Consider the following 18,477-nt stretch of genomic DNA (forward strand, 5'->3'; position numbering starts at 1 on the left):
TGCGATGGAATGGCGCGACGAAGGAATCGTTCTGGGCACCAGGCGGCACGGCGAAACGAGTGTCATCCTGGAGTTGATGACCCGCGCCCACGGCCGGCATCTCGGCATGGTGCGCGGCGGCCGGTCGCGGCGCATGCAACCGCTGCTTCAGCCTGGAAACCGCATCGACGTCATCTGGCGCGCCCGGCTGGACGAGCACCTCGGCCTTTACCAGGTCGAGCCGCTTGAATTGCACGCTGCACGCCTGTTCGACAGCGCCTGTGCCGTCTATGGCCTGCAGACGATTGCCGGCCATCTGCGGCTTCTGCCGGAGCGCGATCCTCATGCCAATCTATACGAGACGCTGAACCTTCTGATCGAGCATCTCGATGATCCAGCATCCGCCGCCGAGCTGGTGGTACGGTTCGAACTCCTCATCCTGGACGAACTCGGTTTCGGCCTCGATCTTGCCCGCTGCGCCGCCACCGGCGGCAGCGACGATCTGGTCTACGTTTCACCAAAGACCGGCCGTGCGGTCAGCCGCACCGCCGGCGCACCGTGGGCCGACCGCCTCTTGGCACTGCCTGCCTTCCTGCGCCGCGGATCGGGCCTGCGGGCCGATCTGGCAGCGATGGAGGATGCGTTTCGGCTCACAGGTTTTTTCTTTGCCCGCAATGTCTATGAGCCGCGCGGGCTGGAGGAGCCGGAGGCGCGCCTTGGCTTCCTGGCCGCACTTCGCAAACAACTTTCATCGCCCGGCAATGGAGAAAACGCCGCATGAACGCAATCGAACTGTTTCCCGGTCATGTGGCTCGCCTCGGCCTCGGCACGATCCCGCATGCCGACATGGCCACGCTCAGCGGTATCGAAGCGTTGAGCCGTGTGGTTGCTGGCGAATATCCGGCGCCGCCCATCGCCGAGCGCATGAACTTCGCGCTGGTCGAGGTCGGAGAGGGCAGGGCGGTGTTCAAGGGCGTGCCGGGCATGCAGCATCTCAATCCGCTTGGCGGCGTTCATGGCGGCTGGGCAGCGACGGTAATGGATTCCGCCCTCGGCTGTTGCGTCCATACGCTGCTCAAGGCGGGCGAGGCCTATTCGACGGCGGAGATGAAGATCAACTACACAAGGCCGATCACGCCCGACACCGGCGAAGTCACCTGCGAGGGCAAGGTCGTGCACAAGGGCCGCACGCTGGCCGTCTCCGAAGCGCGGTTGACCGACGCTAACGGTCGGCTGCTGGCCTTCGGTACCGAAACCTGCTCGATCTTCCCGCTCGCGAATCTGGCTCCGCGCTAGGCTCGGCCGCGCCTACTCGGCCGGCTGAAGGGTGGGACGGTCGACTGGCCGCTCCTTGATGGGCCAATGGACGACCGCAGCGAACAGACCGAGCAGCACACCCAGCCACCACACCGGATCGTAAGTGCCGAAGGCGTCGTAGAGATAGCCGCCCAGCCACACGCCCAGGAAAGAGCCGATCTGGTGCGAGAAGAAGACCACGCCGCCCAGCATGCCCAGATGCGCGGTGCCGAACATGATCGCCACGAGCGAGTTGGTCGGCGGCACGGTCGAAAGCCACAGCAGGCCCATCAGGATCGAGAACGTGACCACCGTCGCGGGCGTCTGCGGCAGCAGCAGGAATGCTGTTACCAGCACCGAGCGGCCGAGATAGATCCAGACGAGAAACATCGGCTTGGAATAGCGTTGGCCGATATATCCGGCCGATAGCGAGCCGATGATGTTGAAAAAGCCGATCAGCGCCAACGCGATCACAGCATAGCGCGCGTCGATGCCGATATCGGAGATATAGGCGGGAAAGTGCGCTGTAATGAACGCGACCTGGAAGCCGCAGACGAAGAACCCTGAGACCAGAAGCAGATAGCTGCGATGGCCGAGCGCTTCCCGCAGCGCCTCGCCCGCCGTCTGACGGTAGACCGCCTGTTGTGCTGAGCCGCTTGATGAGTTGCCGCGCAGGGGAATTGCAAGCACCGGGATGATGAGCATCATCACGCTCATGACCACCAGCGTATCGTACCATCCATAGGCGGAGATCAGCCCCTGGCTGAGCGGTGCGAACAGGAACATGCCGGCGGACCCGGCGGCGGTTCCGAGCCCGAAGGCGAAACTGCGCTGCTCAGGCGCGACATTGCGGGCGAAGGCGGCAAGCACGATCCCGAACGAGCCGGAGGCAACGCCCAGGCCCACAAGCACGCCGCCACCCAGATGCAGCATCGCTACCGAATCCGAATTGGCCATCATCACCAGCCCGGCAGCGTACATCACGCCCGAAAGCGCCAGCACGCGCCAGGTGCCGAACTTGTCGGCCAGCGCGCCGAAGATCGGCGTTCCGAGCCCCCAGGCAAGGTTCTGGATCGCCATCGCCAGCCCGAATGTTGTCCGGTCCCAGCCCTTTTCCGCCAGCATCGGCAACTGGAAGAAGCCCATGGCCGAACGCGGCCCGAAGGTTATCGCGGCGATCAGGCACCCGCATATGATGATAAGCCAGGGCAGGCTCGGCGCACCGGATTGAGCGGAAGCGGTCTTGGACATGCTGGGAATCCCGAACGAAAGAGAACGCAAGCTAGGCCACAACCGGCTTTTGTGGAAATGAATAGAAGCGATGAACACTTCAATTCTGTTGAAGCTTGAACAGTTCGCGCGTCGCTGCTCAGTTGAACGGGCTGGAATGGCCGGGCGGCAGCGGGAGCTGGCCCGGTTTGTCGCCGAACCCGCGCAGAATATGTTGCTGCGGCACGGGCAGCGGCTCTGGTGGAAGGATCACCGTTGACGAGCCACCGCCGCCGATGGCCGGCGGAACCAGCGGCGGGGCGATACGCACCAGCGGCCGGTTCGTTTCGGCCATGGGGGAAGGGAGCGCCGGCCGTGGCACGGTGATCGACATTCCCGCGCGCAGGTTCGCCGCGCTCAGGCCGGGGTTGGCGCTTCGCAGCGCTGCGACGCTGATACCGCAGGCATTGGCGATGGAGCTCAGCGTGTCGCCATAGGATATGAGCACCCGCCCGGGGCAAAGGCTGGCCGCGCCAGCGGGTGCACCGCCAAGCAGCAGGGCGGCGATCATCGCCATATGTATCTGCACCTTCATCTCGCGATCATAGCGGAATTTCGGCAACAGAAATATGGCGCAGGCGCCGCCCGTTGATTGCGCCGGCTCAGTCGGCCGGCAACGCATCGCCTTGCGGCTGCCCGACGTAATGGACGCTTCGCTGCGGGAACGGGATCGAGATGCCCTTTTCGTCGAAGAGGTGCTTGATCCGCTTGGTGAATTCGAGCTTGGCCGGCCACCAGTTAGGGGTGCTGGTCCAGTAGCGGATCGTTACGTCGACGGCGCTGTCGCCTAGCTGCGAAACGAAGACAGCCGGTTCTGGATCGGAAAGCACGCGCTCGTCGCCACCGATCACCCCGGTCATGATGTCAAATGCCAGGTCGATGTCGTCGTCATAGCCGATGCCGATGGTCAGGTCGTTCCTGCGCAGCGGGTTGCGGGAGTAGTTGGTGACGGGCGTGTTCCAGAGTTCGCTGTTGGGAGACAGGACGAAGAGCCCGTCGAGCGTTTTCAACTCCGTGGCGAAAAGCCCGATTTCCTGGATCGTACCGGAAACACTGCCTGCATCGATGTACTCGCCCACGCGGAACGGGCGCAGCGCGAGCAGCATGATGCCGGCGGCGATGTTCTGGAGCGTTCCCTGCAGCGCCAGGCCGATGGCCAGGCCGATTGCGCCAAGGGCTGCGATGATGCTGGCCGTCTGAACGCCGAACTGGGCCAGCACGGTGATGCCAACCAGGATAAGGATCGCGTAGCGTACGATCTGCGAGAAGAACTTCCTCAGTGTCTCGTCGAACCCACGGAAGCGGCCCAGAGCCCCATAGACCGATCGCTGCGCGACATTGGCAACGATATAGCCGCCGATGATGAGGAGGATCGCACCGAGGATCGAGAAGGAATAGGTCACTCCCAACTCGCTGAGCCGGAGCAGTGCAACCTGGCCGGCATCCATCATATCCGCGGTTCTGGTCTGAAGTTCTTCCATGTGTTCGGCCTCGTCCTTTCATCTGGTTTCGCTTGGGCTAATTAGCACAGACTTGGTGCGGTTGCGCTCGAAGCCCAGAAAATTTCAGCGAAACGTCGGTTAGATCGACCCAGACGGGGAGGCTGGCCTTATCGACCGCGCAGCTTCTCGATCTCGCCAAAGCGCCTGACGAATGCTTTCTGCGCGACCTTCGCCGGCACCGGCTCGAGCGCCAGTCCGTCGCTGTTGAGCCCGCGCGGACGCCCGAAAAACTTTGCTGCTTCCTGCTCCGAAAAGCCAGCAAGCTGCGTTGCCTCGAACCATGCCGCCACGTGGTCTGCACGCTTGATCGACTTCTTCAGTCGTTCGCTCAGCAGCGGCGGCAGCGAAAAGCGCAAATGGATCGCGCGCTGCAGCCGGGCTTCGACCTCCTTGTAGCCGCCGCCGACGACCGACTTGAAGGGCGAGATCATGTCGCCGATCACGTATTCGGGGCTGTCATGCAGCAGCGCGGCAAGCCGCTCGTTGGGTGAGCAGGCCGGCGTAGCGCGCGTGAAGATTTCTTCTACCAGCACCGAGTGCTGGGCCACCGAGAAAGCGTGGTCGCCGCGAGTCTGGCCGTTCCAGCGCGCCACGCGCGCCAGCCCATGCGCAATGTCAGCGATTTCCACGTCCAGCGGCGAGGGGTCGAGCAGGTCGAGCCGGCGTCCGGAAAGCATGCGCTGCCAGGCGCGCGGCGGGGCCGACGGCTTGTCGGCCATTACGACTGCTCCGCGTCTGTCTTGTCCTGTGGCAGCGTGTAGCTTGCCCATGCCGGAATCGAGAGTGTTACGGCGACGTCGCCGGCCATGACAGGTTGGCCGGCGTCGAGCGCATCCTTCACCCGGTCGATGCGCACGATGGCGAGACCAGCGGTTCCCTTGGAGCTGCCAAGTGTGCCGATCGCACGATCGTTGACGCGAAGCTCCGTTCCACTGTCGGGAAGCTCGTCCGCCGCCTCGACCAGCATCACCCGGCGTCGCGCGGTGCCGCGATGCTGCATGCGCGAGACGACTTCCTGGCCGATATAGCATCCCTTGCCGAAACCGACGCCGCCGGCAAGGTCCAGCAGCACGTCGTGCGGAAAGGCGTCACCGGCGGCAAAATCCTCTCCGCTTTCGGCAATGCCGTTGGCGATGCGCATGCCCGTCCATTTCTGCTCGCTCGCATCGGCGCTGGCCGGAGTCCCGTAGCGCCGCAGCACCTTTGCGGATGCGGGGAAGCGTCGGTCGACCAGCCAATCGGCGCCGGCTGCCGTTGAATCGGTTTGTGAGCCACCCGATTCATCGCCCCAGTAAACTGCGATATCCGCTTGATCCTGTTTGCTGATTTCCGCCTTTGCACGCAGCTTGTAGAGCGTCAGTCGTTTCACGAAGTCGTCGGCAAGGTCGGAGCGGCAATCCAGGCGAAAACCGGTTTCGCCGTCGCGCGAGATCAGGAAGTCGAACATAATCTTGCCCTGCGGCGACAGAAGCGCGCCGGGTTTCAGCTCGCCCTGACCGAGCCGGTCGAGATCGGTCGTCAGGATGTTCTGGAGGAAATGTTCCGCGTCCGGCCCGTCGACGAGAATCACGGAACGGCTGGAGAGGAGTGCTGTCGGCATAAGACGGCCCGATTTGCGATGATGACGCCGCCTTACCTAAGCGCCTCGGGAGGCTCGGGCAAGTGCGCTGCGGGTCAGTCTCCTGCCACGAAGAAGATCCAGCGGCCTTCCGGCGAGATGCCGATTCGGTAGAATATATAGGCCCCGAAATTCTTCATGTCCTCGTAGTCGCCCGCCGTCACCAGCTTGAAGAGCTCCACCCGCTGCGGGTCGGTGAGGTTTTCCAGCGGCACCGCGAAGAAATATGGCCAGACATACATCTCGCCCGGCTCTCCTTCGTCCAGCCGCACGTAGCCCGCCGCCAGCACCTCATAGAGGATGGCAAGGATTTCGTGCCCCTTATCGTCGCCGGAAAGCCCGCGCAGGTGCTCGATGGGATCGCCGGACACCTGCCCGAAAGAGAGTTGCGTTCCGTTCTCGCCACCGCTCAGCAGTGGGCGCAGCCGTTCGATGTCGCCGGAAGCGCACGCCTCCATGATCAGCGCACGCATGCGCTGCACCGGTTCGGGCAGCAGTTCCACATCGTAGAGAATTTCAGGAACCGGTTCGTCCTGCCCGGCTCCGCTTTCGACGTCGGTGGGCTGCGGGTCACGGGGAATGACGATTGGGTCGGGCAGGGGCACCGACATATCGGCCGGCGGCGGGGCAGGCTGGCTTTCCTCGCTCGGCACCGGTTCGCTCTCCTCTACGGGAGCGGGGGGCGGAAGCTCCTCGCGCTGGATTTCGCCGGAACCGTTTTCCTCTTCCTCCGAAACCGGCACGTCCTCACGTTGAATCTCGCTCAGCGCGAGCGCTTGAGGCGTGGCAAGGGCCATCGCCAGTACAACAAAACCGGCCGCTGCGCCGAAACGCGCTGCCTGATAGCCAAAAAGTGGGTCACGGCTGATCGCCATGGGTCGCGGTCGCTCCCTGCAAGAGTGCCTACTTGACCCGACTATAGTGCAAATCACCGCACCGCGGGATGCGGCGCTGCAACACTTCAGATGAATGCGGGTGTCAGTGGATGCGCAGTTCGGGCTCGAACTCGCCCGCTACGAGGCGTTCGCGCATCCGCTCCAGCAACGCGAGCGCGCCCGTTTCTCCGGCCGTGCGCATCAGTTCGCCCAGTGCCGTGGCAATTGCGGCATCGGCCATGATTTCCGGCTCGATCCCGGCTGCACGGCCCTCCGCCCATGCGTCTTCGTAGCTCTCGACCGCAGTGAGGCGCTTTTCCTCGCGAATCAGCACGTCGATGTCGCTGAGCCCTCGATCCATTCAATCCACCCGTAGCTGTCGCCGAATCTGACCGGCTCAGTCCCTTTAATGTCCCATTAAGGCTTCTAGCACAGGAAATGCGGCGCGCGCCGCCCCAATTACTTAAAAGTTAACTTATTCCTAAATCCCGTCCAGATACGGTTAATTTCCGAACCGTGTTGCAGTATCGCGCGTCAGCGCCTCGCCCTCTTTCATGTAGCGGTCGATTGCCTCGATCGCAGAGTCCGTGCAGGTCGCGTAGGTGCCTTCGAAAGTGCGATAGCCGTGGTTGAAGCTGGCTACGAAGCGCGCCCGGCGGGTGTCGTCCGGGTCTTCAGCTTCGAGCAGCGCCTGCATCCGGTCGCGCCACTCATAGCCGCTCTCCCCACACAGGTTGCGCAGGTAATGCAGCGAACCCAGAATCTCGGCGAGGCGGATCAACTGACCCTCGAAAGGCGATTCGGCCGCGCGCGCAGCGGGCACGCCGGTGAAAAGCAGGGCGCCGAGAAACAGCGGTATCAGGCGTGTGGCGAGTACGTTCATGGCTGAATGTCTCGCTGAATATGCTAGCTGCCGCAAGACGCTTGTTCTTCCGCGATCTGCCGCGCGATCTCCAGCACGGAGCCGGCGAGCGGCAGACGCGCCATCTCGTCGACTGTGAGCCAGGCAACCGCATCGGCGTCGTCTCCGGGCGCGATGTCGCCGCCGGCAAAGCCCGCGATATGGACGCTGAGCACGAACTCGACACGATCGGTGTCGTCTTCGGCGACAATGTCGAGGTCGACCAAATGGTCGACGGTGGCGAGCGTGGCGCCTGTTTCTTCCATCACCTCGCGGCGCACGGCATCCTCGAGACTTTCGCTTTCCTCGACCCGGCCTCCGGGGAAGGCGTAGAGCCCCTTGGCCGGTGCCCGCCCGCGTCGCACCAGCAAGAACCGCCCGTCATGAAAGATCGCGGCCGAAACGGCGCTCAGCGGTCTATGTTTCATGTCCGGTCCGGTCTCCGTCTGTTGGTCGGGGAAAACCGCATCCATTTCCAGAACCGCTTCCGGTTCGGGTTGCACGCGGTTTCCCGCGCGTTCAGATTGCGCGGCGAGCAGGTAAGCAGGGGGCTTTCAATCTTGTCAAACCATCTTTCCTTGGCGTGGCGCGTTTCAACCGTAGCGGTTGCATTCGCTGGCCTCGCATCGTGCGCGACGCTGAACGAGGACCAGTGCCGGACCGCCAACTGGCAGCAACTCGGACGGGAGAACGGCGCGGCCGGTCATCCCGCCAGTTACATCGAAGATCATCGGCGTGCCTGCGCGGAGCACAAGCTGCCCGTCGACCAGCAACAGTGGAGCATCGGCTGGGAGCAGGGCTTTCGAGTGTTCTGCACGCCGGAAAACGGCCTGACCATGGGACGGGAAGGGCGCTCTTACGCAAACTCCTGCCCGTTGGAACTGAAGACCGATTTCGAGGCCGCATATTCCGTGTCCAAGGCGCTGTACGATGCGAGGGCGTCCCGCGACAGAATCCAGCGCGAGCTCGATTCCCTTCTGGATGCGAGGCAGAAAGCCGAAAAGCCGGAGGATCGCCAGCGAATTTCGGGAGACATCGAGATCAAGCGTTCGTCCCTGCGATCTGCGGAGCGCCGTGTCTGGGAGGCCGAGGGCGACTATGATCTCTATGTGAATTCGCGCGGCTTCACGCGTCGATAGCAAATGAGGATGGCCGGCCGATGTGCGGTCGCTTTGCACTGGTTCAGGAATTCACGGAGATCGAGGAGGCGCTCGGCGCGCCTGTCGAGGCGTTTCCGCCGCGCTACAACATAGCGCCGACCCAGCCTGTCCTCGTCGTCATGGGCGGCCCGCCGCGCGCGCCCGGCTCAAACCAGCCGGATCGCACCAGCATGCTCGTACGCTGGGGGTTCATTCCCGGCTGGGTCAAGGATGTCAGCAAATTCCCGCTGCTCATCAACGCGCGCTCGGAAACGGCGGCTACCAAGCCGGCGTTCCGCGCCGCGATGCGGCATCGCCGGGTGCTGATCCCGGCATCCGGTTTCTACGAATGGAAGCGTGCGGGTCGCAAGGTGCCGCAGCCCTATTGGGTGAAACCGGCAAATGGCGGTGTCGTGGCGTTCGGCGGATTGATGGAAACCTATGCCGAGCCCGGCGGATCGGAAATCGACACCGTCGCGATCCTCACTTGTGCGGCCAACGAACAGATATCGCACATCCACGACCGCATGCCGGTCGTAGTGAAACCGCAGGACTTCGCGCGCTGGCTCGATTGCATCAACAACGAACCGCGCGACGTCGCTGATATCACGCAGCCGGTCGAGCCCGGCTTTTTCGACGCCATTCCGGTTTCCGACAAGGTCAACAAGGTCGCCAACACGAGTCCCGACATTCAGGAGCGTGCCGAGGTGGCCGAAGAACCGCCGCAGAAGCCGAAACCGAAATCCGCCGGCGATGATCAGCTAAAGCTGTTCTGAAAGCTCTCGTTCGTGTGTCCTTCGAGGCTCGCTGCGCTCGCAGCGGAGAGGGTCCACCGCGTCAACAGAACGACCGTCGAGCCCGCGAGCTTGTCGCGCCGATGCGCAACGATCCCCTCATCCTGAGGTGTGAGCGCAGCGAGCCTCGAAGGACGCACCTTTGTAGCACCGGCGCGTTCATGCTGGCTCATTGCGAAATCGGTCGCACTGTTTCACACGACTGAAATGTCGCCTTCGCTTGCTCCCGCGTTCTTTTCCGGTTTTCTGCTCGGTCTGTCGCTGATCATTGCGATCGGCGCGCAGAACGCGTTCATCCTGCGCCAGGGCCTGCTGCGCCAGCATGTCTTTGTGCTGTGCCTGATATGTGCGCTCTCCGATGCCGTGCTCATCGCCGCGGGCGTTGCCGGCCTCGGAACGCTCGTTGCGGCATCGCCGCGTCTCATACTGGTGGTGACGATCGGCGGCGCGGCGTTCCTCTTCGCCTATGCGGCGATCGCCTTCCGGCGAGCGTGGAACCCCCAGGCGATGCAGGCAGCAAGGAGCGGCGAGGGCAGTCTGCGTGCAGCGATAGCCGCGTGCCTCGCCTTCACCTTCCTCAACCCGCATGTCTATCTGGATACGGTATTGCTTCTGGGCTCGCTTTCGGCCCAGTTCGAGGGGTGTGCACGGCTTGCCTACGGCGTTGGCGCATGCATCGCGTCGTTTGTCTGGTTCTTCGGCCTGGGCTACGGGGCCAGGCTGCTGCAGCCAGTATTCGCAAAACCGGCTGCGTGGCGCGTGCTCGACATCCTGGTCGGGCTCGTCATGGCCGCGATCGGCATCAGCCTGTTACGCGGCCTTTGAGTCCTGCTCTGTATCGCGCTTCTGCTGGGCACACACCAGCGCAGCCAGCAGTGCCGCAGAGCCGATCTCGCCATAGTGAGCGGTCAGCGTCGCGTATTGTGCGCGTCGTGCGCGGTCCTGTTCGGCTTCCAGGGCTGGGTGTGTGGCGGTCGGTTGCATCGTCTTCCCCTTTTGCGCCCCGCTGGCGCTGTTGGACATGCCCCTGAGATGGGTACCGAATTGGTCGAAACGGTGTCCCGGTGAGGGCATTTCGATGAGTTTGGGCGCTGTCTTTGAAGACATGTTTAATAAAATCCTATTGTCCGCCGCGTGTTGCATCCGCGCCACGCCCGGACGGGGCGCGTCCGCGTCCACGCTCTCTTGACGGCGGCGGGGCGGGGCGCGATAAAGCGAGCGATGAAAACGTCTTTCGCCATTATCGGCATCTGCATTATCGGCTAGCGCCTTCGCTGGTCCGGCCGTTTTCGTCCTTCCGACAGATACGAGAAAACGCCCCGGCCAGCCGGCCAGGGAGAATTTATGTCTGAATCCGTCGGGCAGCTTCGGCTTTACAACACGCTGACGCGCGAGAAGGAGCATTTCGCTCCGATCGATCCGCAGAACGTGCGCATGTATGTGTGCGGGCCGACGGTGTACGACTACGCCCATATCGGCAATGCGCGCCCGGTGATCGTCTTCGACGTGCTCTATCGCCTGCTGCGCCATGTCTACGGTGCCGACCACGTCACCTATGTCCGTAACATCACCGACGTCGACGACAAGATTAACGCCCGCGCCGCGCGCGATCATCCCGATCTCGCTCTCAACGACGCGATCCGCAGGGTCACCGAGGCGACCAACGCGCAGTTCCAGGCCGACGTGAAAGCGCTCGGCTGCCTCGAGCCCGACAGCCAGCCGCGCGCCACCGAGCATATCGACGGCATGAGGGCGATGATCGACAGGCTCGTGACGCAGGGCGTGGCCTATGTCGCGGAAGGCCACGTGCTGTTCTCGCCGTCGGCCATGAATGCCGGCGAGGGCCCGCGCTACGGCGCGCTGTCGCGCCGGCCCTTCGACGAGATGCTGGCCGGCGCACGGGTCGACGTCGCCTCCTACAAACGCGACGAGATGGATTTCGTCCTCTGGAAGCCGTCGAAGCCGGGCGAGCCTGGCTGGCCGTCCCCTGCCGGCATCGACGGGCTAGGCCGCCCCGGCTGGCATATCGAATGCTCGGCCATGTCGATGGCGAAGCTGCTGGAGCCGTTCGGTGGCGGGCTTTCCTGCGACGACCCGATGAAGAACGTCTTCGACATCCATGGCGGCGGCATCGATCTCGTCTTTCCCCACCACGAAAACGAAATCGCCCAGTCCTGCTGCGCGTTCGGCACCGACCGGATGGCGAACATCTGGATGCACAACGGTTTCCTGCAGGTCGAGGGCCGCAAGATGTCGAAGTCGGAAGGCAACTTCGTCACCATCCACGACCTTCTGCACACGGAAGCCTTCGGCGGCCGCAAATGGCCCGGCGAGGTGCTGCGGCTGGCCATGCTGATGACCCACTACCGCGAGCCGATCGACTTCTCGCTCCGCAAGCTGGAGGAGGCCGAGGCAAAAATATCTAGCTGGAACTCGAGGATTGCGGATTGGAGTATTGGATACTTCCTCTGCCCACCTGACCAGCACGTCGTATCGGCCATCGAAAATGACTTGGATATGTCGCGCGTGCTGTTTCGGCTAAGCGAACTGGAGAAAGCCACCGGTAGTTCAGAAGAAGCCAAAGCGTTTGCCGGAAGTCTTGCTCTGCTTGGGCTCGTCCCTTCGCCCGAAATTCAAAGCTGGATCGACCACCAAGCTCGTCAAGAAGATATAGAGTTTGGAGCGGTTTGGGATGAGAATGCTCCGCTGTTGATTGAGCGACCGACCGTTGCACAATTTCTCTTGTCAGAACGTCTGTCGATTGATCGACACCAAATCGACGTTGCGATCGGGAAGCGTGTTGCAGCAATCCGCGAAAAGAACTGGTCGGAGGCCGACCGCATCCGCGACGAGTTGCTAGGACAGGGCATCCAGTTGAAGGACGGCAAGGACCCAACCACCGGCGAACGCGTCACGACCTGGGAGGTGAAGCGGTGAGATCGCCTGCGGCGAATGCGGAGGGGTTGGCGGGACAGCGCCCCCCTCTGTCCTGCCGGACATCTCCCCCCCGAGGGGGGAGATCAGCCGACCGGCCTGCTTTCGCCAATCGGTGGCGTGGCAGAACAAGCGGCGATGGCGAAGCTGCCGATCTCCCCCCTCGTGGGGGAGATGTCCGGCAGGACAGAGGGGGGCAACGTAGGGCACTGAGCCTGCGGCGTTGCGTGCTCTATGATCTGCAGGGTGCGGCAGGCTGACCATGCCTCATACCCCTTTACCCCCCAACAATCGTTCTCGCGCCAAGGCGATGCGGCGCGTGATGACTGATGCCGAACTGAAGCTGTGGAATGCCGTTCGTGCCCACAGGTTGATGGGGCTCGGCTTTCGCAGGCAGTTTCCTGTTGCTGGTTTCATTGTCGATTTCGCATGCCCTGAAAAACGGCTGATCGTCGAAGTCGACGGCAGCCAGCATGCTGATGGTGCAGCGTTAAAGTACGACGTCGCCCGCACCGAAACCCTGCGCGTTAACGGCTGGACCGTTCTGCGCTTCTGGAACGACGACGTGCTGCGCGACATGGACAATGTCTGCGCACATATAGTTGCTGCGAGCGGGCTGGCCACGGAAGATGCGGCGCGATGGGCCGGCAACACTGAACGGAATCCATATGCCAACAGTATCGAGCAGGAACTGAAGCCATGAGCCTCGACAACAAGCCGATCTATTCGGGCGGGTGCCAGTGCGGCGCGGTGCGCTTCCGCGTCGAGGGCGCTCTCCGCGACGCTTCCGTCTGCCATTGCCGCATGTGCCAGAAGGCGTTTGGCAGTTTCTACGCGCCGCTGGTCTCCGTGCGCGAGGCGGAGCTGGAATGGACGCGCGGCGAGCCGAAGCGGTTCCGTTCGTCCAACCACGTCTTGCGCGGCTTCTGTGCCGAATGCGGCACGCCGCTGACCTTCGAGGCGCCGGACGGCGTTGCGCTCGCCATCGGGGCGTTCGACCAGCCCGAAGAGATCGCTCCGGTGATCCAGTGGGGCGTCGAGGCGAAGCTGCCTTATGTCGATGCTGTCCCCTCATTGCCGGGTGAGGCGACGGAAGCCGACATGGAATCCGCCCCGTATCTTGCGGAGCTCGACAGTTACCAGCATCCCGATCACGACACCGAAACCTGGCCGCCGGAGGAAAGACGATGAACGACACAGTGAGAACCGGCGGGTGCCAGTGCGGCGCGGTGCGCTTCCGCATCCACGGCGAGCTCGGCCGGCCTTCCATCTGCCACTGCCGCATGTGCCAGAAGCAGTTCGGCTCGTTCTTTTCCGCGCTGGTGACCGTGCCGAAGGACGGCGTCGAATGGACACGCGAGGAGCCCGGCTACTTCCAGTCTTCGGTCAACATTGACCGTGGCTTCTGCCCGCGCTGCGGCACGCCGCTGACCTATCGCCATCCGGGCGGGCTCGAGATCGCCATCGGAGCCTTCGACGATCGTTCCGATCTTGCGCCGCAGATACAGGTCAACCATGCCGCGCGCTTGCCTTGGGTAGAAAAGATCTTCGACGCGCCGGTTCATGAAGACCCTGGCTATTATTCGCGACAGGAGGCCGTCATTTCTTTCCAGCATCCAGACCACGAAACCGAAGCCTGGCCCGCACGGGGGTTGCAGCTGTGAGCGACCTCCGCACGCTTTACCCCGAGATCGAACCGTTCGAGACCGGCTTCATGGACGTCGGCGACGGCCACACCATCTACTGGGAACGTGTCGGCACGCGCGGGGCGAAGCCGGCCGTATTCCTGCATGGCGGGCCGGGCGGCGGCTTCTCGCCGGCTCACCGCCGACAGTTCGACCCGGCGCTCTACGATGTGCTTTTGTTCGACCAGCGCGGCTGCGGGAAGTCGACACCCCATGCAGGGCTCGAGGCCAACACCACATGGCATCTCGTTGCCGACATCGAGCGGCTGCGCGAGATGGTGGGCGCTGAGAAGTGGCTGGTTTTCGGCGGCTCCTGGGGCTCGACGCTGGCGCTCGCTTATTCGCAAACGCATCCCGAGCGCGTCAGCGAGCTCGTCGTGCGCGGCGTCTATACGCTGACGAAGGCGGAACTCGACTGGTACTATCAGTTCGGCGTCTCCGAAATGTTCCCCGACAAATGGGAGCGCTTCATCGCGCCAATCCCGAAAGCCGAGCGCGGCGATCTGATGGCAGCCTATCGCAGACGGCTAACCGGTGACGACAAGGCTGCGCGCATCGAGGCGGCCCAGGCCTGGAGCCTGTGGGAGGGCGAAACGATCACGCTGCTGCCTCAGCCGGAAACGAGCGACAAGTTCGGCGAGGACGACTTCGCGCTCGCTTTCGCCCGCATCGAGAACCACTATTTCGTCCATGGCGGCTGGCTGGATGAAGGCCAGTTGCTGCGCGACGCGCACAAGCTGCGCGGCATTCCAGGCCTCATCGTGCATGGTCGCTACGACATGCCGTGTCCGGCCCGTTATGCGTGGCAGCTTCACAAGGGATGGCCCGACGCCGAGTTCTTTCTGATCGAGGGTGCCGGCCACGCCTATTCCGAGCCCGGCATACTCGACCGGCTCATCTACGCGACCGACAAGTTCGCGGGGAAATGATGATGGGTCCTTTCAGCTTGCACGGTGCTTTGTCACGCCCCCCTCTGTCCTGCCGGACATCTCCCCCACGAGGGGGGAGATCGGCAGCTTTGCGTTCAACGCTTCTTTTTCAACGCTGGCGATCGGCGAAAGCCGGACGGCCAGCTGATCTCCCCCCTCGTGGGGGAGATGTCCGGCAGGACAGAGGGGGGCAACGTAGAGTGCGCACGAGGAAAGTGCTGGCATGACCAAGGAGCGCATCTACCTCTTCGACACCACGTTGCGCGACGGCCAGCAGACGCCCGGTATCGACTTCTCGGTCGAGGACAAGATCGTCATCGCAGGCATGCTGGATGCGTTCGGCTTCGACTATGTCGAGGGCGGCTATCCGGGCGCGAACCCTACGGACACTGCCTTCTTCAGCGAGAAGCGCACCAGGCGGTCGGCCTTCGTCGCCTTCGGCATGACCAAGCGTGCAGGCGTCTCGGCCTCGAACGATCCGGGCATCGCAGCACTCGTCCAGTCGAAGGCCGATGCCATCTGTTATGTCGCCAAGAGCTGGGACTATCATGTACGCGTCGCACTCGGCTGCTCGAACGAGGACAATCTCGAATCCATCGGGGCTTCCGTCGAAGCGGCCCGCGCGGCCGGCAAGGAGGCGCTGGTCGATTGCGAGCACTTCTTCGACGGCTTCAAGGCCAATCCCGACTACGCGCTGGCCTGCGCGCGCACTGCATACGACGCCGGCGCGCGCTGGGTCGTGCTGTGCGACACCAATGGCGGCACGCAGCCTGCGGAGGTGCGCGAGATTGTCGGTCGGGTGATCGACGCAGGCATTCCCGGCGCCAATCTTGGCATCCACGCGCACGATGACACGGGTCAGGCCGTCGCCAATTCGCTTGCCGCGGTGGAGGCGGGGCTGCGCCAGGTACAGGGCACGCTCAACGGCATCGGCGAGCGCTGCGGCAACGCCAATCTGGTGACCATATTGCCGACGCTTATGCTCAAACCGCGCTTTGCGGAGCGTTTCGAGACCGGCATCTCCGCAGACGCGCTGACCGACATTTCGCGCCTGTCTCACGGCTTCGACGAGCTGCTGAACCGTGCGCCCGATTCGCAGGCGCCCTATGTTGGCGGGTCCGCATTCGCCACCAAGGCCGGCATTCACGCCTCCGCGCTGCTCAAGGAGCCGCAGACATACGAGCATGTCGCGCCGGAGTCGGTGGGCAACACCCGCCGCGTGATGGTTTCCGACCAGGGCGGCAAGTCCAACTTCATCGCCGAGCTCAAGCGGCGCGGCATAGCCGTGGCCAAGGACGACCCGCGCCTCGATATCCTGATCGCGCTCGTCAAGGAGCGCGAGGCGCAGGGTTACGCCTATGAGGGCGCGGATGCGAGCTTCGAACTGCTGGCGCGGCGCACGCTGGGCGGCGTGCCGGTCTTCTTCCACGTCGATTCCTTCCGCTGCATGGTCGAGCGGCGCTACGACGCCAATGGCAGCCTCAAGACCGTCTCCGAAGCGATCGTGAGGGTGACTGTCGACGGCGAGGAGAAGATGTCGGTGGCGGAGGGCGACGGCCCCGTGAACGCGCTCGACATCGCCCTGCGCAAGGACCTCGGCAAATACCAGGACGAGATTTCCGATCTGACCTTGACCGACTTCAAGGTGCGTATCCTCAACGGCGGCACAGAGGCGATAACCCGCGTACTGATAGAATCGCACGATTCCACCGGCGCGCGCTGGTGGACGGTCGGCGTCTCCGAAAACATCATCGACGCTTCCTTCCAGGCCCTGATGGACTCAATCGTCTACAAGCTGGTCAAGAATCGCGAGAACGTGGCCCGGGCGGCGGAGTAGCTCCCAATCATCAACCGTTATCGATCGTTGGATCAGCATAATGCGTTGGTCTGGCGGTCGCCGACGCGTTAGGACGCCAGTCTGAAACGTTGAAGGCTCGATTTATGCAGGAAAGGGTACAGCCGGCCGCCGCGCAGGCGGAAGCGCCGGCGCAGTCCGAGGCGACGCGCGGTTTCGTGTTCGCGCTGTCGGCCTATCTGCTGTGGGGCTTCCTCCCGCTCTACATGAAGATGGTGGCGCACATCCCGCCGGTGGAGGTGGTGGCGCATCGCATCCTCTGGTCGGTCCCCGTCGCCGGCCTCGTGCTGCTTGCGCTGGGCCGCACGGCCGACATCAAGACGGCCCTACGGCAGCCACGTACGCTGCTGATGGCGGCGCTTACGGCCGCGATCATCACCGTCAACTGGGGCATCTATGTCTGGGCGATCGCGGTCGACCGCACGGTCGAGACCGCGCTCGGCTACTACATCAATCCGCTGGTGACGGTGCTGCTGGGTGCCGCGCTGCTGGGCGAGCGGCTCAACCGCTATCAGCTCGTGGCCGTGGCGCTGGCAATCGCAGCCGTCGGCGTCCTTACGGTGGATGCCGGCGGCCTGCCGTGGGTGTCGCTGGCCCTCGCGCTGTCGTTTGCCGCCTATGGCTATCTGCGCAAGACGCTGCCGATAGGCCCGAGCCAGGGCTTTTTCCTCGAAGTGCTGATCCTGTCGGTGCCGTGCCTGGCCTATGTGATCTGGATCGAGGCCACGGGGCAGGGGCACTTCACCGGCAGCACGCAGAATATCGGCCTGCTGATGTTCGCCGGACCCGTGACGGCGATCCCGCTGATCCTCTATGCGTTCGGCGCCAAGCTGCTGCGCATCTCGACCATCGGCATCATGCAGTACATTGCGCCGACGATGATCGCGATCATTGCCGTCTTCGTGTTCGGGGAGCCGTTCGGCACGGCGCGTATCGTGGCATTCGCGCTGATCTGGACCGCGCTTGCGCTCTACACCTGGTCGATGTTCTTCGGCGCCAGGCAGGCGAAGGCAGCCAGACCCTAAAGCCGGTCGATCAGCTTCGGGTCGCCCTCGGCGGGAATGCCGGTAGCGGCGGCTTCCGACAGCACGGCCGGCACGATCGCTTTCGCATCATCGACGACGATCGGCTGCACCAGGTGGCCGGTATGCACGAAGCCCTCGTTGCGCATGTGGTCGAGGAGGGTGAGCATCGGATCCCAGAAGCCGCCGATGTTGGCGAAGACGATCGGCTTGCGGTGGCGCCCGAGTTGCGCCCAGGTCATGATCTCGACGATCTCTTCAAGCGTTCCGATGCCGCCCGGCAGCGCCACGAAGGCGTCCGACTTCTCGAACATCTTGTGCTTGCGGGTGTGCATGTCCTCGGTGACGATCAGGTCGTCGAGCTTGCCGAGCGCGGCTTCGGTCGCTTCCTTGTTCATCAGAAAACGCGGGATGATGCCGGTCACCTTGCCGCCGCCCTCGATCGTGCCTTTGGCGACTGCGCCCATGATGCCCTTGGTGCCGCCGCCATAAACCAGGCTCAGGCCGGCATCCGCGATGGAGCGGCCGAGCGCGTATCCGGTCTCCATGTAGATTTCGGAACGGCCCGTAGACGAGCCGCAATAAACGCAGATGGATCGAATCAGGTTCATGGCCGGAATTGGTGTATGCATCTCTGGGAGCGGTCAAGCCGCATGGGGCTTTTTGTTGTAGCTGTTCA

Annotated in this window: 23 protein-coding genes; 12 read left to right on the forward strand and 11 right to left on the reverse strand. The window is 63.4% G+C overall.

The window, feature by feature from the left end; translation table 11 throughout:
• Positions 1-4 precede the first annotated feature (4 nt).
• On the forward strand, positions 5-760 hold the full coding sequence (gene recO / locus V1479_RS09420; protein ID WP_368802667.1) for a DNA repair protein RecO: 756 nt from the start codon (positions 5-7) through the stop codon (positions 758-760).
• On the forward strand, positions 757-1,275 hold the full coding sequence (locus V1479_RS09425) for a PaaI family thioesterase (RefSeq protein WP_368802668.1): 519 nt from the start codon (positions 757-759) through the stop codon (positions 1,273-1,275). Before recO ends, V1479_RS09425 begins: the two co-directional genes overlap by 4 nt.
• 12 nt (positions 1,276-1,287) lie before the next feature.
• On the opposite strand, the gene V1479_RS09430 is transcribed toward V1479_RS09425, so the two are convergent.
• The 9 genes from V1479_RS09430 to V1479_RS09470 form a co-directional block, all read right to left on the reverse strand.
• Positions 1,288-2,526, reverse strand: a complete 1,239-nt coding sequence (locus V1479_RS09430; protein WP_173190409.1) for an MFS transporter — start codon at positions 2,524-2,526, stop codon at positions 1,288-1,290.
• A 118-nt stretch (positions 2,527-2,644) separates the two neighbouring features.
• Positions 2,645-3,079: a LysM peptidoglycan-binding domain-containing protein gene (locus V1479_RS09435; RefSeq protein WP_368802669.1), complete on the reverse strand. Its 435-nt coding sequence runs from the start codon at positions 3,077-3,079 to the stop codon at positions 2,645-2,647.
• 67 nt (positions 3,080-3,146) lie between these two features.
• Complete coding sequence (locus V1479_RS09440) at positions 3,147-4,025, reverse strand: mechanosensitive ion channel family protein (protein WP_368802670.1); 879 nt, start codon at positions 4,023-4,025, stop codon at positions 3,147-3,149.
• Between the two features lie 128 nt (positions 4,026-4,153).
• A complete protein-coding gene (locus V1479_RS09445) occupies positions 4,154-4,765 on the reverse strand; it encodes an HD domain-containing protein (protein ID WP_368802671.1) in 612 nt (203 codons plus the stop codon).
• The gene (ygfZ, locus tag V1479_RS09450) at positions 4,765-5,646 is read right to left on the reverse strand and encodes a CAF17-like 4Fe-4S cluster assembly/insertion protein YgfZ (protein ID WP_368802672.1); all 882 of its coding nucleotides are present in this window, start codon (positions 5,644-5,646) and stop codon (positions 4,765-4,767) included. Before ygfZ ends, V1479_RS09445 begins: the two co-directional genes overlap by 1 nt.
• 74 nt (positions 5,647-5,720) lie before the next feature.
• Entirely contained in the window at positions 5,721-6,539 is an 819-nt protein-coding gene (locus V1479_RS09455) for a hypothetical protein (RefSeq protein ID WP_368802673.1), read from the reverse strand.
• Between the two features lie 103 nt (positions 6,540-6,642).
• Positions 6,643-6,900, reverse strand: a complete 258-nt coding sequence (locus tag V1479_RS09460; RefSeq protein ID WP_173190414.1) for a hypothetical protein — start codon at positions 6,898-6,900, stop codon at positions 6,643-6,645.
• A gap of 141 nt (positions 6,901-7,041) precedes the next feature.
• The gene (locus V1479_RS09465; RefSeq protein ID WP_173190416.1) at positions 7,042-7,422 is read right to left on the reverse strand and encodes a TIGR02301 family protein; all 381 of its coding nucleotides are present in this window, start codon (positions 7,420-7,422) and stop codon (positions 7,042-7,044) included.
• 23 nt (positions 7,423-7,445) lie between these two features.
• A complete protein-coding gene (locus V1479_RS09470) occupies positions 7,446-7,868 on the reverse strand; it encodes an NUDIX hydrolase (RefSeq protein WP_368802674.1) in 423 nt (140 codons plus the stop codon).
• 132 nt (positions 7,869-8,000) lie between these two features.
• Between V1479_RS09470 and V1479_RS09475 the strand changes: the two genes are divergently transcribed.
• The 3 genes from V1479_RS09475 (at position 8,001) to V1479_RS09485 (ending at position 10,198) form a co-directional block, all read left to right on the forward strand.
• On the forward strand, positions 8,001-8,579 hold the full coding sequence (locus tag V1479_RS09475; protein WP_368802675.1) for a DUF2799 domain-containing protein: 579 nt from the start codon (positions 8,001-8,003) through the stop codon (positions 8,577-8,579).
• A gap of 20 nt (positions 8,580-8,599) precedes the next feature.
• Positions 8,600-9,355: an SOS response-associated peptidase gene (locus V1479_RS09480; protein ID WP_368802676.1), complete on the forward strand. Its 756-nt coding sequence runs from the start codon at positions 8,600-8,602 to the stop codon at positions 9,353-9,355.
• A 225-nt stretch (positions 9,356-9,580) separates the two neighbouring features.
• Complete coding sequence (locus V1479_RS09485) at positions 9,581-10,198, forward strand: LysE/ArgO family amino acid transporter (RefSeq protein WP_368802677.1); 618 nt, start codon at positions 9,581-9,583, stop codon at positions 10,196-10,198.
• On the opposite strand, the gene V1479_RS09490 is transcribed toward V1479_RS09485, so the two are convergent.
• The gene (locus V1479_RS09490) at positions 10,184-10,357 is read right to left on the reverse strand and encodes a transcriptional regulator (RefSeq protein ID WP_173190424.1); all 174 of its coding nucleotides are present in this window, start codon (positions 10,355-10,357) and stop codon (positions 10,184-10,186) included. The genes V1479_RS09485 and V1479_RS09490 overlap by 15 nt on opposite strands.
• Positions 10,358-10,717: 360 nt before the next feature.
• Between V1479_RS09490 and cysS the strand changes: the two genes are divergently transcribed.
• The 7 genes from cysS to rarD all read left to right on the forward strand — a co-directional run bounded on the left by cysS (position 10,718) and on the right by rarD (position 17,801).
• A complete protein-coding gene (cysS, locus tag V1479_RS09495; protein WP_173190426.1) occupies positions 10,718-12,310 on the forward strand; it encodes a cysteine--tRNA ligase in 1,593 nt (530 codons plus the stop codon).
• A gap of 259 nt (positions 12,311-12,569) precedes the next feature.
• On the forward strand, positions 12,570-13,010 hold the full coding sequence (locus tag V1479_RS09500) for an endonuclease domain-containing protein (protein ID WP_368802678.1): 441 nt from the start codon (positions 12,570-12,572) through the stop codon (positions 13,008-13,010).
• Positions 13,007-13,498 (forward strand): GFA family protein, encoded by a 492-nt coding sequence (locus V1479_RS09505; RefSeq protein WP_173190430.1) that lies wholly within the window; start codon positions 13,007-13,009, stop codon positions 13,496-13,498. Before V1479_RS09500 ends, V1479_RS09505 begins: the two co-directional genes overlap by 4 nt.
• Positions 13,495-13,971, forward strand: coding sequence for a GFA family protein (locus tag V1479_RS09510; RefSeq protein WP_368802679.1), 477 nt, complete (start codon positions 13,495-13,497; stop codon positions 13,969-13,971). The genes V1479_RS09505 and V1479_RS09510 overlap by 4 nt, the downstream gene beginning before the upstream one ends.
• Positions 13,968-14,921, forward strand: a complete 954-nt coding sequence (pip, locus tag V1479_RS09515; RefSeq protein ID WP_368802680.1) for a prolyl aminopeptidase — start codon at positions 13,968-13,970, stop codon at positions 14,919-14,921. The genes V1479_RS09510 and pip overlap by 4 nt, the downstream gene beginning before the upstream one ends.
• A 223-nt stretch (positions 14,922-15,144) precedes the next feature.
• Positions 15,145-16,758 carry a citramalate synthase gene (gene cimA, locus V1479_RS09520; protein ID WP_368802681.1) on the forward strand — a complete coding sequence of 538 codons (1,614 nt, stop codon included), beginning with the start codon at positions 15,145-15,147 and terminating at the stop codon, positions 16,756-16,758.
• A gap of 104 nt (positions 16,759-16,862) precedes the next feature.
• Positions 16,863-17,801, forward strand: a complete 939-nt coding sequence (gene rarD / locus V1479_RS09525; protein WP_368802682.1) for an EamA family transporter RarD — start codon at positions 16,863-16,865, stop codon at positions 17,799-17,801.
• On the opposite strand, the gene V1479_RS09530 is transcribed toward rarD, so the two are convergent.
• Positions 17,798-18,409 (reverse strand): LOG family protein, encoded by a 612-nt coding sequence (locus tag V1479_RS09530; protein ID WP_173190439.1) that lies wholly within the window; start codon positions 18,407-18,409, stop codon positions 17,798-17,800. The genes rarD and V1479_RS09530 overlap by 4 nt on opposite strands.
• Between the last annotated feature and the right edge of the window lie 68 nt (positions 18,410-18,477).

The sequence above is a fragment of the Neoaquamicrobium sediminum genome (genome assembly GCF_040970315.1).
Taxonomy (GTDB): domain Bacteria; phylum Pseudomonadota; class Alphaproteobacteria; order Rhizobiales; family Rhizobiaceae; genus Aerobium; species Aerobium sediminum.

What these genes read in the sequence shown, in the direction of transcription:
- recO (WP_368802667.1), top strand. Translation starts at nt 5, where the DNA reads ATGGAATGGCGCGACGAAGGAATCGTTCTGGGCACCAGGCGGCACGGC.
- V1479_RS09485 (WP_368802677.1), top strand. Translation starts at nt 9,581, where the DNA reads ATGTCGCCTTCGCTTGCTCCCGCGTTCTTTTCCGGTTTTCTGCTCGGT.
- V1479_RS09510 (WP_368802679.1), top strand. Translation starts at nt 13,495, where the DNA reads ATGAACGACACAGTGAGAACCGGCGGGTGCCAGTGCGGCGCGGTGCGC.
- V1479_RS09445 (WP_368802671.1), bottom strand. Translation starts at nt 4,765, where the DNA reads ATGGCCGACAAGCCGTCGGCCCCGCCGCGCGCCTGGCAGCGCATGCTT.
- V1479_RS09500 (WP_368802678.1), top strand. Translation starts at nt 12,570, where the DNA reads ATGCCTCATACCCCTTTACCCCCCAACAATCGTTCTCGCGCCAAGGCG.
- V1479_RS09530 (WP_173190439.1), bottom strand. Translation starts at nt 18,409, where the DNA reads ATGAACCTGATTCGATCCATCTGCGTTTATTGCGGCTCGTCTACGGGC.
- V1479_RS09480 (WP_368802676.1), top strand. Translation starts at nt 8,600, where the DNA reads ATGTGCGGTCGCTTTGCACTGGTTCAGGAATTCACGGAGATCGAGGAG.
- cysS (WP_173190426.1), top strand. Translation starts at nt 10,718, where the DNA reads ATGTCTGAATCCGTCGGGCAGCTTCGGCTTTACAACACGCTGACGCGC.
- V1479_RS09460 (WP_173190414.1), bottom strand. Translation starts at nt 6,900, where the DNA reads ATGGATCGAGGGCTCAGCGACATCGACGTGCTGATTCGCGAGGAAAAG.
- rarD (WP_368802682.1), top strand. Translation starts at nt 16,863, where the DNA reads ATGCAGGAAAGGGTACAGCCGGCCGCCGCGCAGGCGGAAGCGCCGGCG.
- V1479_RS09465 (WP_173190416.1), bottom strand. Translation starts at nt 7,422, where the DNA reads ATGAACGTACTCGCCACACGCCTGATACCGCTGTTTCTCGGCGCCCTG.
- V1479_RS09435 (WP_368802669.1), bottom strand. Translation starts at nt 3,079, where the DNA reads ATGAAGGTGCAGATACATATGGCGATGATCGCCGCCCTGCTGCTTGGC.
- V1479_RS09440 (WP_368802670.1), bottom strand. Translation starts at nt 4,025, where the DNA reads ATGGAAGAACTTCAGACCAGAACCGCGGATATGATGGATGCCGGCCAG.
- V1479_RS09430 (WP_173190409.1), bottom strand. Translation starts at nt 2,526, where the DNA reads ATGTCCAAGACCGCTTCCGCTCAATCCGGTGCGCCGAGCCTGCCCTGG.
- ygfZ (WP_368802672.1), bottom strand. Translation starts at nt 5,646, where the DNA reads ATGCCGACAGCACTCCTCTCCAGCCGTTCCGTGATTCTCGTCGACGGG.
- V1479_RS09490 (WP_173190424.1), bottom strand. Translation starts at nt 10,357, where the DNA reads ATGCAACCGACCGCCACACACCCAGCCCTGGAAGCCGAACAGGACCGC.
- V1479_RS09505 (WP_173190430.1), top strand. Translation starts at nt 13,007, where the DNA reads ATGAGCCTCGACAACAAGCCGATCTATTCGGGCGGGTGCCAGTGCGGC.
- V1479_RS09470 (WP_368802674.1), bottom strand. Translation starts at nt 7,868, where the DNA reads ATGAAACATAGACCGCTGAGCGCCGTTTCGGCCGCGATCTTTCATGAC.
- V1479_RS09425 (WP_368802668.1), top strand. Translation starts at nt 757, where the DNA reads ATGAACGCAATCGAACTGTTTCCCGGTCATGTGGCTCGCCTCGGCCTC.
- cimA (WP_368802681.1), top strand. Translation starts at nt 15,145, where the DNA reads ATGACCAAGGAGCGCATCTACCTCTTCGACACCACGTTGCGCGACGGC.
- V1479_RS09455 (WP_368802673.1), bottom strand. Translation starts at nt 6,539, where the DNA reads ATGGCGATCAGCCGTGACCCACTTTTTGGCTATCAGGCAGCGCGTTTC.